Source organism: Streptomyces sp. SP18CS02 (assembly GCF_036322365.1).
GTDB lineage: Bacteria > Actinomycetota > Actinomycetes > Streptomycetales > Streptomycetaceae > Streptomyces.
This window is the reverse complement of the sequence record NZ_JAQYXC010000172.1, coordinates 1-13,318: the sequence shown is the minus strand read 5'-3', so window position 1 is coordinate 13,318 and position 13,318 is coordinate 1. Positions and strand designations below refer to the sequence as shown.

Below are 13,318 nucleotides of genomic sequence, written 5' to 3'. Positions count from 1 at the left end.
CGGAAATGGACATCAACCACGAACCGCCCCCTGAGGCCAAACCGAGAGATCGCAGCTCGGCCCCCGCGATGGATCGCGGGGGCCAGGCCCATTCGTACAGTCAGTGTTTCACACTCACCTACCAGTTGGTCGCCGCGTGGTCACCCTTGGGCGGCTATCTCGCAGCGGATCACACCCAGACAAGGAGGTCATACAGGCCACCGGCGTTCTTGACGCACTTGGCCGTACCAGCATAGGAGTCCCGCAGATCTATGCACTGCGCTCGGGGGAATTCGCCCAGGGATTCCCAGCGCGGGACCCCTGCGGATGCCGAGGTGGCGGCCGAGGCACCGGTGGTACCCGAAGCCGTGGCGGCCGAGGCTCCTGCGATAGCGATCACGACGAGGGCCGCGCTGGCGGTGAGTGTGGTGAAGGCTCGTTTCGCTGTGGTGCGCACAGTTTCTCCCTTTTCCGAGGTCTGCTGAGGCTGTTCCCGACCGGGGACGCTCAGCGGGGATATGGAAGTAGCGTCCATGCGGGCTGATCAAGTCACGCAACCGCTCGGCTCACGTCAACGGCAAGGCGTGTTGATCGAACTCGCGTCTGACGTGACGTTGCCCGCGTAGATCCAGCCGTATGGGGCTTCGCCTCCGACGCTGACGTAGTACCACTTGTTTCCCGACTCGTTGTACGTGTAGCACCAGCCGCCGAGTCGCGTGCCCGGCTGGAGCGTGTAGTTACTCGCGTTGTCACAGCCCTGGCCGGGCCCGTTCCTGAGCCAGATGGCGTTCTTCACGCTGGTGCCCCCAGGACCATTCACGACATCGTCGTCGTAGCAGGCCATGGCGTCGACGCCGATATTCGACGGTGTCCAGTTCGGCGCTTCGTTCGCCACGTTCGCGGATGCGTCCGCCGATACGGCTGGGGCGGCGCTCGCGGCTATGGGCTGCGCCGCCAGTACGGCGATCACGGCACTGCCGGTGAGGATGCGTCGGATGTTCACAGTTCTCCCTGGTCTCGTTCGGGCTCGTCGCCTCGCCGGCGACAGGACTGTGCTTGCGATGCTGCTGCTGCCGTTGAGTAGTCCATACGGCGCGGGTGCCGCGTTGAAATGACGGACGCCGCGCGGCGTGTGTCCAGATTGCCGTGGAGCCTGAGTGGTTGCCTTGTATAAAGGCGCACTCATGCAGGAGGGTTGACTGACGCGTGCACCGGCACGGGTCGCGGACGGAGGTTGAAACGTCCATGGAGTCGAGGAACAGGGGCGAGTATGTGGAGCGTCGCCCCTCCGAGCGATTACGCGCTCAAGTCGTGACGTACAGAGGTCATCGCACTGCAGGGCGCGGACCGGTCAGGCTCACTCTTCCCTCGGCCACCGTGACGTTGATCCTGGGCTGGGGGGATCCCCTGCAGTTGTTCCATGAGGCCCGGAGCGCACCGACGGCGCGGACGACGTGGCATGCGATGCTCGCCGGTCTGCGGACGTCGTCGATATGGGGCGGCTTCGGGGGTGTCGCGGAGGCGGTCGAGGTGGAGTTCACTCCGCTCGGCGCGTACCAGTGCCTGGGGTTGCCCTTGCATCACCTGGCCAACGGCCACACGCACCCGGATGAGGTGCTGGGCGCAGGCTGGTCAGCCAGGCTCACCGAGCAGCTGATTTCGGTACCCGATTGGGGAAAGCGCTGGGCGGTGATCGAGAACGCCCTGGCACGGCGGCTGGTGGACGCTCCGCCGCCCTCGCCAGTCGTTACCGAAGCATGGAGTCGGCTGCGCGCCTGCCATGGGCAGCTATCCGCCAAAGATCTGGCTGCCGCCACCGGCCGTGGCATCCGACGCCTGCAAGTGCTCTTCCGCGAGCAGATCGGACTACCGCCGCAATCCGTCAGCCGGATCCTGCGCTTTCAGCAGGCGCTTACCTTGCCGCCCGAAGCCTCCCGGTCGCTGGCTGACCGGGCGGCTCTGTGTGGCTACTACGACCAGGCGCACATGAACCGTGACTTCCGTGACCTGGCCGGACTCACGCCAGCACAGCTTTGCGTTCTCGCAGAGCGTGCCGTTTCCCGAGGCAAGGCTCCTATCGAAGGACGGCTGGCCAACGTCTTCGATCACTGAAGCTGCCCCAGCGTCGTCCGTCTCCTCCAGGGCCTGGCCACCGGCAGCATCCCGCTCGCCCACGACGCACTGCACCAAGAAACCCCCTGGCGAACCGTTACTCACCTGCACCTGCTGATGGACAGCGGTGTCCTCCCGCGAGTCGACCGGCAACTCCTCTTCGACCAGCGGTGGCCGACCGAACGGCTCGCCACCATTGTGGAACCCGAACACCGTCAGCTTCTCCGGCGTTTCGCACCAGATGCGACGCCTGCGGGCGAAGGCAGAGAAGTGCCGCGGACCCTCTCGCTTGCCGTGACGCTCCCCGGGCGGTGGTGGTGAACGCGGCGGCGCTGGTGGTCTCGCTGGTGCCGGTGGACGAAGACTCGGCGGCGGCTGCGATGCGGGCGCCGCTGGCGACCCGGTACAACACGGTGCGGCCGTTCCTGTCGCTGCTGGCGTCACGGTCAGCGTGGCCGCCGACACCGAGCAACGGCGCCCGATAGAGGGGGCATCCCATGAATCCGACTCCAGCCGGGGCAGCGCCCGGCCCCCCGGCCGCCATCACCTCCGTGTTCCTCACGTGCTCACCGACGCAGGGCACCGTGGCCTGGCAGGCCACGGGAGAAGGCGGATGCACGCTGGAGAACTTGACCATCGACCGGCAGGCCGAGGCAGTGAGCTGCTGCCCCAACAGCAAGCGCAGCAGGGGCCCGTCCACACCGGCCAGGCCGGAGTCGCCGTCACCAGGGTCTGGTTCTCCAACGAGGACTGCGGGCCCTGGCCCGTCCGGTGCCAGTGCACGCGCGGCACCGGTGGAATCGGCAGAAGCCTGACCTCCGGAAACCGTGAGCAACTCCAAGTGCTCCGCATCCTGCGACCGGCACCGGCCCCTTGACCATGGAGCTCCGGTTAGCCATCTCGGACTGTGTCTCCCCTTGGCGCACCACGTTTCCCCTTACCCAGGCACGGTTTCCAACAGCCACCCAGCGGAACTGGACAACAGAGTCTCAAGTCTGTGTCAAGACATCTCAGGGGGATAAGAAGTCAAGAAGGTTCGCGAGTCTTGATCGCTGCTGAGCCTGCTGTTTGGCTGGCCGACATGATGGATCTCGGGCCGGTTGCCTGGCCGCCTGCACCGATGAGGACCGAAAGGCTTGTGTTGCGTGAGTCCGAGCCCCGGGACCGTGCGACGTTCGTCGAGCTGCACGCCTCGCCGGAGGTGCACACCTATCTCGGCGGCCCCCGGCCGCGTGACGAGCTTGAGTGTGAAATTCCCGAGGTGCCCGGGCGGCGGCCCGGGAGTTTCGTCGTTGATCTCAACGGGTCGATGATCGGCCAGATCCTGCTCAGGAGAGCAACGGAGCACAGCCGCCCGGCGGCCGTGGGGAAGGTCGATCTCGGCTACCTGTTCCTGCCGCGGGCCTGGGGGTACGGGTATGCCGCCGAAGCGTGCACGGCGGCACTCGACTGGCTCGAAGCCGTCCTTCCCGGCGAGCCGGTGGTGCTCACCACCCAGACCGCCAACGCCGGCTCGATGCGCCTCGCGGCGAAGCTGGGATTCATGGAAGTGGAGCGGTTCCGGGCTTGGGACGCCGATCAGTGGCTCGGTCTGCGGTCGCCGGTACTTCCTTGCGATTGAGCCCGACGGCTTGGGTCTGGCGATGTGGTGTTGACGGAGCCGCGCGGGGTCGCAAGTCATGCAGGCGGCTGGAAAATGGCGCGAAGGCGCGTTGTTCGTCGAAGTGCTGTTGGGTCTGCAGGCAGTGATGGAGGCGTCCGAGGGAGCGGTTGCGCAGGTGGTGTTGGGCGGCGTTGTGCCAGTCGCCGTGCTCGCGTCGGCAGCGCTAGTGAGTGTTGGCGCCGGGTGAGGCATGGAGGGCTGAGAAGGCCCAGAGGAAGCCCGCGTGCATGAGTCGGTTGTTCTTGACGAAGCGGCGGCCGACGATGTCGGCGTACGGACTTTTCTCCCCAGTTGCGTACGGACGAAAGTCCCCAGCTCTGACCGCGGGCAGCGGCAACACGGCAGAGGATCCGGGCTGCGATCGATGCCCCGACCAGGGACACTCGCGCGATGAGCCACAGCACATCGTCTGAACCGATCGAGCGAGGGTGGGACGGGCCCTGGTATCGGGTCCGAATGGAGGAATCCCAGGCGTCGTTCCTGCCCAGGGACGGCGAGAACTTGGACGAGGTCTGCAACATCGAAGTCTTCGTGACTCTGAAGGATGGATATCGTTGGACCGCGACCGTGCGGAGGTCTCCGGGGCGCGGCGCCGGTGGGTCGGGTCCCAGGTGCGGGTGTTCACCGTCGCGGAAGTCGAGCGCCTGTGGAAACTCTGGGCAGGGACCGACGAGTCTCTCGGGGGCCGGTACTTCTGGGTTTCGGACGGCCTGATCGTCAGGGATCCCGGCATCGACAACATGACCGGCGTGATCGCCGGACTGATCGAGAACGGCAAGTTCTCCGAAATCTCTCAGCGGGTAATCAACAACTGATCCAGTGCTCGGCCGCCGGAAGCGACGCGGGGCGTCAGGCCACGTCTCTGTCCCGCTCGATTGCCTTGAAGCGGTTCTTGAGCCGGTGCCGGCATCTGGGGACGTTGATGCAGATCACTTCGGAGTGGTGGAGGAGTCGGTCGAGGATGGCGGTGGCGAGGACCTCGCCGCCGAAGACCTGGCCCCATCCGCTTCAGGTCTTGTTCGAGGTCAGGATGATCGAGCCCTTCTCGTAGCGCTTGGAGATGACCTGGAAAACCGTCGGCCGCGTTTGCCCCACACGGGCGTCACAGCGTGGAGCAGTGGGATGGGCTGGGTGATGTCGTTACGGTGACCACCGGTCAGGAGGACGGCGGGAGGGATGCCCGTGCGCCGGTGATCAGTCCAAGCTCGCCGGCCTTCCTGCTCCGGTCCATTGGGCTTCGCCCGTGTCGGCTCCCCTCTACGGCAGCATGCGGAAGCCGTCCACCGCCGCTCGGGAGAAGTCCAAGACGTTTGCGCCACCAGGTTCGGCCGGAAGGCTGATCAAAATCTTGGTGAGGGGCCGTTCGGTCGTATGCCTGGTGGCCCCTGGGTCCGAGCGGGGGCCGGGCTGATCGTCCAGGTGGCGGTGGTCCGGGTGCCTCACGCCCGGGCCGTCGTGGACCTCGGGTGTCACGCCTCCAGTACGCTGACGGCGGCCCGGTGATGGCGGGGCATCTCGATCTCGTCGATCAGTGCGATGGCCAGGTCCGCGTATGTGATCCGGCTGGCCGGGTCGCCGTGCTCAGCGATCCGGTACCGGCCCTTTCGTGTGCCCTCATGATCGAAGTCGCCTGCCGGGGCCACGTACGCCCAGTCCAGGTCCCCCTTCCGCAGCTCACCGAGGCCCGCCGCGTGGCCGAGATAGAAGGAGCGGTACTCGTTCGGGTAGCCGGGCTCGTCCATCAGGGGCACGCCGGAGGCACCAGGAAGGATCGATGCGAGCCCGACCACCACGAGGCGGTGCACGCCCGCCTTGGCCAGGCCGGTGGTCAGGGCCCTTGAGGACGCGGTGAAGAACTCGTGTGGTGGCACGGACAGGTCCGCGGCGGCACTGATGGCGGCGTCATGCGCGGCGGCCACACGCTCGACGCTCGCCGTGTCCGTGACGTCGCCCGCCACGACCCGCGCGTCGGTCAGATCGTCGTGGCCCGCCGGGTCGCGCACCACGGCGGTGACCTGGTGCCCGCGTCGGCGCGCCTCCGCAACAGCCTGCCGACCGGCCCGGCCGCCGGCGCCGAAGACCACGATGTTCATGACGAACCGCCTCTCACCACATCCGGAGCCCGTGCCCCGGCCAGTTCCCGGACGCTATCGAGGACCCCGGTTACCACGGGGATACCGGCTAGGGTGAGGCCATGAGGGAACCGCTGCCCGCCGACATGTTCGACGAACTGTGCCCGTCCTCGCTCAATCCGATCCGATTCGGCGACAAATGGGCAGCGCTCATCATTCGCTGTCTCGAGCGCGGGCCGCGCCGATTCTCCGAGTTGCGCGTGCCGCTGAGCCGCGTCACACCCAAGGTCCTGACCCAGTCGCTGCGGTCCCTCGAACGAGATGGTCTGGTCAGGCGCACCGTCTATGCCGAGGCCACCCCGCATGTCGAGTACGGACTGACGCCGCTGGGCCGCAGCATGCTCCAACCCCTAGCGATCGCCTGCGCTTGGACGGAGAAACACTGGGACGAACTGCTTGACGCCCGGGAGTCGTACGACGAAGCCATCCGCCTTGACCGCGCCGGATAACGACGCGACCGGTTGTCCTGCGCTGATAAAGGGGGCCGGACTCACACGGATCGCGGTTCGCGGTCACTCACACGCCCCTGATCGCTGGACAGGCGGAGGGTGGGTACGAGCCGGTCTGATGGTGCAATGCAGTAGCGGCCGGCGCCGGTCCAGAAGAGCATGAGCCGCCGCCGACCACGCGAACCCGACGGCCATCCCGATCACCCACAGCGGCGACGGGATGAACGGCCGCACGACTCCGAGGAGCGTACCCATGACCGGGTGGTACTGGCCCACGAGGTGCAGTACTACGTGGTCATGGTGGTACTGGCCCACGAGGGCCGAGCACGCAGCCTCTCCCCGTCGCCGACTCGCCCCAGCGGCCCTGCCCTCCGCCGTCGACGCCCCCCTCGCGCGCCGCCTGGTGTTCGCTCTGGCCGACGCCATGGTCCGTGACGTGGTGACCTACGGCCGGCACAGCCCACGGTGAACCGAACGTCGCCAGCGTCGCGAGCTGCCCGATCGACATGGATCGGCACCTCCCGCCGCGCGCAGGAGATAGTGATCCACAATCAGGTCGGCCTCACCCTCCGTCCGGCCAGCGAGAACCGCCGACAAACGCCCTTCTCCGGGGCGGGAGTCCTGCGACCGATCGCTCGCTCCTGACGTCGGTGCGGAGAACGTCCGACTGCGACGGGCGTGACCTGCTCCGACCACCTCAGCCAAGCAGAGAGCGCCGAGCCCCCGGTCCCCAGCAGGACGGTGGGCACCCGGTCGGGGAGTTCCCTGAGAACGGGGAGGACGCGGACGTGGCCGGTAGTGCGCGTGGGTGGTCGGGGCGACGTCTATCCAGAATCGCTCACTCTGTTGCACTCTGGACTGCGGGGGCCGTGCGGGAACGGACGGGCAGGGAGGGGGCGGGCGTATGCGAGCGACCGTGCTGGATGTGGTGCGGGACGTCGTGGGGCAACACGCGCCGCAGGAGCGTCATTTGGTCGAAGATCTCGCGGGCCTGGACTACGGCCTGGTGATACGGCGGATGCGGCAGGCTTCCTCCGGCGGACGGGCCGACCCGCTGGGCTTCGGCCTCGACGACATCGCGACCATGCTCACGCCCCTGCTAGTGCTGGTGGTCGACGAGGCGTGCCGCGCCGCCGTCGCGGACGGGACCGGACGGATGCTGAACCGGGCCATGACCGCACTCGGAAGGCTGCGCCCGTCCGCCCGCCGTACAGCCGCCCCGCCCGAGGTGCCCCGCCTCGACCGGCAGCAGTTGGCGTCCGTACGGCGGCGAGTGCGTGAGGAGGCGGTCCGGCGAGGCCTCGCCGACGCCGACGGCCTCGCGGACAGCGTGGTCGCACGGCTGGCGTTGGCGGGCACACAGGACCCGCAGAACGCCGAGCCCGGCGCGTCGGGAGGGCAGGCTGACGGTGGTGGTCGTCAGGGGGGCGGACCGGTCGGGTGAACGGGGACATGGAGGCGACTGTGCCCCGTCAGGCCCCGGTGCCTTCGGCCCCCGAGCCGGGTACGCTGCCCGCCGGGACGACCCTGCGCTTCCTCATCCTCGTCGTCGCGATGGCGGTGGCCACGCTCAAGATGCTGAGCGGCGTCCTGCGGCCCTACCCGGCACGGGACGTCCGGTTCCTCTGTGAGTTCGCAGCGGGCTACGACCCGAACAGCAACCTTTTCGACAACGTGGTGCGGAGCAACGCCCAGGCCGAGGCCATCAAGGAGTGCGCGAAGGGCGCCCCCGTGACGCCGGAGTGGTACGGCCTGGGCGGCAGCGCCGTCGTCCTGCTGGCGGCTGTGGCTGTGTACTTCCTGCTGCCGCGGTGGAAGCGGCTGCGGCGCGGTCTGGTGCCGTTGCAAGGCCGCGATCCGCACGGCGAGATCCGGGCCGAGCTCACCCGGGTGGCCGGGGCCGCCGGAGTGCACCCCCTGCCCGACCTCGTGGTCGACCTGACCGCCCTCGACGCCGGCGCGGTGGTGTTCGGCCGGGCGGGCAGGCGCACCCTCTGTCTCAACAACGGCCTGCTGAACGCCCGCCGATCCGACCCGGCCCGCTTCCGCGCCGTGGTTCTGCACGAACTGACCCATCTGCGCCACCGCGACGTGGACATCGCCTACGCCGTGACGGCGCTCTGGTGGGCGTTCCTCGTCCTGGCCACCGTCCCGTTCACCTTAGCGGTCGGCGGGAGCCTCGTCGCGGCGCAGTTCGGCTGGTTCATGGGCGCCGACGCCGTCTTCTGGCCCGCCGCCAGGCCGTACATGGTCAGGGAGGTCACGGCCGCCGCGTTCCTGTTCCTGCTGGTCGTCCTGGCCCGCGCCGACACCCTGCGCCACCGCGAGTTGTACGCCGATCGGGGGGCCGTGGCCCTGGGTGCCGATCCCGGCGTCTGGCGGACGCGGGCCGAGGGACCCCTGGCCCTGGACCGTCCGGCACGAAGCATCACGGCATTGTGGCGCAGTCACCCCTCATGGGAGGAGCGCTGCCGCGTGCTCAGGGATCCGGCGGGCCTTTTCGCCCTGACGAAGATGCCGTTGTTCCTGCTCGGCGCGGTCACCCTGGTCACCGGGAACGCGCTGAGCCACCTGTGGGGAGACCAAGCGGCCGCCTGGCTCGTCGGGGGCCTGGCGGCGGCCCTCCTGACAGTCTCGGTCTGGCGCGCGGCCTTGTACGCCGCGCATCGGGGCTTCCCCGGCGCCTCGTACATGCGGGCGGGCTCTGCGCTCGGAATCGGTCTGATCTGCGGCGAATTGCTGTCCGGGGCAGGCATCGGCCCCAACTGGTGGCCGACGCATGCGGAGTCCCTGCTCTTCCCCTTCCTCGGCGCCGTGGTCTACGTCTGCTGGCTGGCCCAGTGCAGCCGGCTGCACCTGCGGGCCACGCCTGGCACGCCGCCCCCTCTCCGCGGGGCGATGCTCGTCGCGGGCGCCGCTGGATGCGTCGTGGCGGTGGCCGGTCTCGGCTGGTGGATGGGCGAAGGCCAGTTCTGGCTGACCGGGAACCTGTACAAGGCGGGCGGCCTGGAGCAGCACATCCGCGAGGCCTTTCCCGGCCCCTGGGACCAGCACGAGCACTACGCGACGGTGCTGCCTTGGATCGCCACGGCGCTTGTGAGCGCGAGTGTCGCGGGCTCGACCCCTTTGATCGCTGCGGCCGCGGTGGTGCTGTGGGTGTACCCGGCCGTGCTGCTGCTCAGGCGGCCGCTGGCTACGGGGCTGCGGTCCACGGTCCTCACCGGGCTGGCCGGGGGCCTGCTCGGCGTCCTCGCCGTAGCGGCGGTGATGACGTACGTCCATTCCTGGCGCCCTCCGCTCGAAGAGCGGGGCAGCGCCTTCGGAGCCGTCTACATGTGGTGGCGGACCGTCGCCCTGTGGGCCGGGGTGGTCGCGACGGCGGCTGTCGTCGCCGTAACCACCCGCACCCACCGACTGCCCCGGGCCCTTGCCGCCGCGGGTATCGCCCACATCGTCGCACTGGCCGGTCAGTTCGTGCTCCAGCCCACCGACGGCTGCCTGGGCCCGCTACGGGTCATGGGCAACACCTGCCACTGGCTGCCCGATGCCTCGTGGCCGTTGACCGAACTACTGGTTCAGACGGCCGCGCCGGCCATGTTCGGCGCCGCCCTGTTCGCCGCGCTGCTGGTCCGACTCCCCCGTTCGGCAATACCTGCGGCACCCGCCGAAACCGTACGGCGTGTCTGGCCGACCCGGATCACCGTGGGCACCGTGGTGGGTGTGGCCCTCGTTTCGTCCGTGGTCGCGGTGCGTTCGGTGACGGACGGCGGCGCCGCCCTGGCGATGCCCGAGCGCCCCCCGGCCACGGACACCGCCGAAGGGGTACGCAGCTTCCAGTTGCTGGCCTGGTTCAAGACGAGCGGCCAGGCAGACGTCGTAGCCCTGTCCGCTCACTACGTCGCGCTCGAAAAGTGGTTGAAGCAGTCGACGGACGCTGAGAACGACACCTTCGACGGAGACGCCCTGCGGCCCATCTGCACCGGCCTCGCCCGCGACACGGCCACCGCACGAGACCATCTGGGCATACCCGACCCGGAACTGGGCCGCAAGTGGTCTGCCCTGCTGGCCAAGAGTCGGGACGCGGCCCGCGAGTGCACGTCCGTGCTCGACTCGCAGACGGACGACGTACAGCGCAACACGAAGATGCTGGAGCAACTCTTCGACGCCTACGCGCAGGCAGGCGATGCTTTACCAGACCTGACGGACCGGGTCGGCACCGCGCTGAATCAGTGGCCGCAGTGGAAGGCGAGCTGATCAGCCCGTACGGGATCGCACCGCCCGCCCCCGTCGAACGCGGTGGGCCCAAGGCCGGCCCTATGTGATGATTCGAACGAGTCGTATACGGCAGCGGAGGGTTGCGGCGGGCGCGAGAAAGGACGGGTAGCTGCGGGGGTGGAGGGTGGTGTCCGTGGCGGTGGGTGAGTCTGCGGTAGCCGGTCAGCCAGGACATTGGGTTCGGCCGCGCGGTGAGGTTCTCGACGTGGGGCGAGCCCTGTTCAGCGCGGGGTCCACCTCGGATGAGTCCTTCGGTAAAGCGCACATGTTCCGGCGAAGCTGTGCCGGATGGCGGCTGAGCAGCACAGGTTCCGTCAGCAACTGGGATGTTGCATGATCGAACGATGCTTATCGAGCTGGAGAAGGTCGCGAAGTTTCCATGGAGTCCCTGGCTGGCTCAGATCCGGACTCCATTCGGACGGACGGCGGTCCGCTGGTGCGGTGACCGGACCGCGGAGCCGGGCGAATACCACGTCGAGTGGACAGTCGATGAGGGCATCGTCTGGGGACGGAATGTGAAACCCGCTGCCGATTCCGGACCGGGGGTCCGGCCTGGCGGGCACTGCGTTGTCCTGCGAGGGCGGCTGAACCCCACAGAGGATGGTGCCGCCGTACTGGACTTCGACGGCAGTGTGATTCTGCTGGATCTCTCTGAACCGCTGCCCGAAGGTGTTGCCGGCACTTGGGTCGAGCTCTTCATCGAGCGCGAGAAGATCGCTCTCCATCCGTACTGCCTCTGACCCAGGAGATCAGATTCCGTCCGTCTCCCCAGTGCGACAAGCGGGTCTCGGCAACGCTGTGGGACACGAACCACATCGCCGCCGGTCCGACGGCCGCGGCCTGCCACCGACCGTTCCTCTGCCGCTGGCCGAGGGTCGGTTCACGGGGGGCCGGAGCAGTTCCCACAAGGGGCGTGAGCCTGACGCCCAGACTGCGAGGGTGTGGCGGCCGACGACGTGCAGCCGTTGCAGCTCGGCGAGGGCTACAGCCGGGGCGGTGACCCGGCCGTTCGTCACGATGACCGTGACGTCGGCGCCGTGGACCTGGCGGGCGGTGCCATTGACGGCCTGGAGGTCCGGTGTGTCCACAGCGGAGCCGGCGAGACCGTCGCGGCGGTGTCTGCACTGGATGACCCAGCGTCGCCCGTAGGGGTCGGTGGCCTTCACGTCGGCATCCAAGTCCCCGCCTCCCCTCGGAGCGGACCGTGTCCCGGCAGCCGCCACGACGCATCCGCTCGCGCACCGCGTCCTCGAACCGGCATGGTGCAGGGCGTCCAGCCGGGACAGCCCGTATCGCAGGCCCCGCGAGCGGGCCGCCCACCGCGCGTTCTGCTGCTTCTGGTGGAGCCGCCGCCGTCGGCCATCGCGGCGAGCACGGCGATGACGATCAGGGTCCACCAGGGGCCAGTCGACCTCAGCCACCACCAGGACGACGGCCCGGAGCCAAGCCGCCAGAAGAACGGTCAGCCGGTCGTCCGCGCGCTGCCACCGCTTGCCCCGCCTGCGGGGGCTGCGCCGCGCCGACGGGCGCCTTATGACGCGGCCGCGAGCCTGCGCCCCCGCCGGCTGTAGATGCTCGTCGTCGCACCGACGCAGCCCCGCGTTGAGGGTCTGGGCAGCACGGCTTCGGGGGGCTTCAGCGAGGAGGGCGACGACTCAAGCAGTCCATTGCCTCGGCAACCGTTCGACCTGCACCCGTATGTGTGCTGTAGATCACGTCGGGCCGGGTGCATCCCTTTCCCCGCTGCAGAGGTCAGACGTGGGCGCACAAGAAAGCTTTCGGTTCTCGAGGGGATGAAATGGCGATCAACAAGACGCTCACCACGGCGACGTTCTGCGCCGCGGCGGCTCTGGCACTGACGGGCTGTTCCGAGAACGAGGGAGGGTCCCAAAGTACCGGTCAGGCGAAGAACCCCGCTTCCGCCTTACCGTCGAAACCGGCCAATTCGCTCGTCGGCCTGACTGCCATGCAGATCGCCGACAAGTCCATCGACCTTTCCAAGAGCGCCAAGTCCGTGCGGTACAAGGGAACCATTGCAGACAAGGGCGTCCCCCTTGGTGTCGACGTCACGGTCGACAAGGCGCGGGCCTGCAAGGGCACGATGGCCAGGGACGGGGCCAATGTCACGCTCCGAAAGGTGGGTGAGGACTCCTATCTCAAGGGCGACGCGGCCTTCTGGAAGCAGATGGGAAAGGAGAAGGGCACCCCGGCAGCCGAAGCCGACGCGACAGCCGAGGTGCTCAAGGGTCGCTGGCTGAAGACGCCCAAGGGCATGGCGAACGGTACCGAGCAGGTATGTGACATCGACCAGGCGTTCAGAGAGATCGAGGAAACCACGGATCTCACCAGAAGCGCCGACAGCAGCGTCAACGGCCAGCCCGTCGCGGTGCTGACGAGGACGGGCGGCGCGGGAACCAAGGCCGCCCTGCTGTACGTGGCGGCAAAGGGCAAGCCCTATCTGCTGAAGGCAACCGTCGGAGCCGGGAAGGGAGCGGTCACGCTCGAGTTCAGCGAGTACGACAAGCCGGTCACCATCACGGCACCGCCTGCCGGAGAAGTACTCGACACTGAGTGAGTGTTTGACATCCCTGGTCGTGCGGCCAGGACATCGGGATGCTGGTTGCCATGGCCATTGGTGGGGTGGTTCGAAGGTATTGCCGGGAGTGTGGGGTGCCGCTGTCGCCGACAAAGTCGGCGACAGCGGTGTT

At 68.3% G+C, this 13,318-nt stretch carries 10 protein-coding genes and 3 pseudogenes; 8 read left to right on the top strand and 5 right to left on the bottom strand.

The genetic code is table 11. The features are described from left to right. Nucleotides 1–550: 550 nt before the first annotated feature. Entirely contained in the window at nucleotides 551–982 is a 432-nt protein-coding gene (locus PUR26_RS01540; protein WP_329868400.1) for a hypothetical protein, read from the bottom strand. Nucleotides 983–1,356: 374 nt separating this feature from the next. Here PUR26_RS01540 and PUR26_RS01535 point away from each other — a divergent pair, with 374 nt between their 5' ends. Together PUR26_RS01535 and PUR26_RS01530 are read left to right on the top strand one after the other, a co-directional pair. Next, entirely contained in the window at nucleotides 1,357–2,091 is a 735-nt protein-coding gene (locus PUR26_RS01535; RefSeq protein ID WP_329868399.1) for a helix-turn-helix domain-containing protein, read from the top strand. Nucleotides 2,092–3,172: 1,081 nt separating this feature from the next. Beyond that, nucleotides 3,173–3,712 (top strand): GNAT family N-acetyltransferase, encoded by a 540-nt coding sequence (locus tag PUR26_RS01530; RefSeq protein WP_329868456.1) that lies wholly within the window; start codon nucleotides 3,173–3,175, stop codon nucleotides 3,710–3,712. Between the two features lie 76 nt (nucleotides 3,713–3,788). Here PUR26_RS01530 and PUR26_RS01525 read toward each other — a convergent pair. Then, nucleotides 3,789–4,032: pseudogene (locus PUR26_RS01525) on the bottom strand (IS110 family transposase); the annotation flags it as partial. Between the two features lie 112 nt (nucleotides 4,033–4,144). Here PUR26_RS01525 and PUR26_RS01520 point away from each other — a divergent pair. Then, nucleotides 4,145–4,569 (top strand): annotated as a pseudogene (locus tag PUR26_RS01520) (hypothetical protein). 34 nt (nucleotides 4,570–4,603) lie between these two features. On the opposite strand, the pseudogene PUR26_RS01515 reads toward PUR26_RS01520, so the two are convergent. Both PUR26_RS01515 and PUR26_RS01505 read right to left on the bottom strand, forming a co-directional pair. Next, a pseudogene (locus PUR26_RS01515) lies at nucleotides 4,604–4,828 on the bottom strand (ATP-binding protein); the annotation flags it as partial. A 395-nt stretch (nucleotides 4,829–5,223) separates the two neighbouring features. Further along, on the bottom strand, nucleotides 5,224–5,847 hold the full coding sequence (locus tag PUR26_RS01505) for an NAD(P)-dependent oxidoreductase (protein WP_329868397.1): 624 nt from the start codon (nucleotides 5,845–5,847) through the stop codon (nucleotides 5,224–5,226). A gap of 101 nt (nucleotides 5,848–5,948) precedes the next feature. Between PUR26_RS01505 and PUR26_RS01500 the strand changes: the two genes are divergently transcribed. The 4 genes from PUR26_RS01500 (at nucleotide 5,949) to PUR26_RS01485 (ending at nucleotide 11,350) form a co-directional block, all read left to right on the top strand. Continuing rightward, entirely contained in the window at nucleotides 5,949–6,335 is a 387-nt protein-coding gene (locus tag PUR26_RS01500; RefSeq protein WP_329868395.1) for a winged helix-turn-helix transcriptional regulator, read from the top strand. Between the two features lie 904 nt (nucleotides 6,336–7,239). Further along, nucleotides 7,240–7,779, top strand: a complete 540-nt coding sequence (locus tag PUR26_RS01495; protein ID WP_329868394.1) for a hypothetical protein — start codon at nucleotides 7,240–7,242, stop codon at nucleotides 7,777–7,779. Between the two features lie 20 nt (nucleotides 7,780–7,799). Beyond that, nucleotides 7,800–10,589 (top strand): M48 family metalloprotease, encoded by a 2,790-nt coding sequence (locus PUR26_RS01490; protein ID WP_329868393.1) that lies wholly within the window; start codon nucleotides 7,800–7,802, stop codon nucleotides 10,587–10,589. Between the two features lie 365 nt (nucleotides 10,590–10,954). Further along, entirely contained in the window at nucleotides 10,955–11,350 is a 396-nt protein-coding gene (locus PUR26_RS01485; RefSeq protein ID WP_329868392.1) for a hypothetical protein, read from the top strand. Nucleotides 11,351–11,359: 9 nt separating this feature from the next. Here the strand turns inward: PUR26_RS01485 and PUR26_RS34545 are convergent, their stop codons facing one another. Beyond that, entirely contained in the window at nucleotides 11,360–11,833 is a 474-nt protein-coding gene (locus PUR26_RS34545; protein ID WP_443076931.1) for a restriction endonuclease, read from the bottom strand. 575 nt (nucleotides 11,834–12,408) lie between these two features. Between PUR26_RS34545 and PUR26_RS01475 the strand changes: the two genes are divergently transcribed. Beyond that, nucleotides 12,409–13,185, top strand: coding sequence for a hypothetical protein (locus PUR26_RS01475; protein WP_329868391.1), 777 nt, complete (start codon nucleotides 12,409–12,411; stop codon nucleotides 13,183–13,185). Nucleotides 13,186–13,318: the final 133 nt, after the last annotated feature.

Coding starts and splice junctions, on each gene's coding strand:
- PUR26_RS01530 (WP_329868456.1), top strand. CDS start 3,173: ATGATGGATCTCGGGCCGGTTGCCTGGCCGCCTGCACCGATGAGGACC.
- PUR26_RS01505 (WP_329868397.1), bottom strand. CDS start 5,847: ATGAACATCGTGGTCTTCGGCGCCGGCGGCCGGGCCGGTCGGCAGGCT.
- PUR26_RS01500 (WP_329868395.1), top strand. CDS start 5,949: ATGAGGGAACCGCTGCCCGCCGACATGTTCGACGAACTGTGCCCGTCC.
- PUR26_RS01495 (WP_329868394.1), top strand. CDS start 7,240: ATGCGAGCGACCGTGCTGGATGTGGTGCGGGACGTCGTGGGGCAACAC.
- PUR26_RS01485 (WP_329868392.1), top strand. CDS start 10,955: ATGCTTATCGAGCTGGAGAAGGTCGCGAAGTTTCCATGGAGTCCCTGG.
- PUR26_RS01475 (WP_329868391.1), top strand. CDS start 12,409: ATGGCGATCAACAAGACGCTCACCACGGCGACGTTCTGCGCCGCGGCG.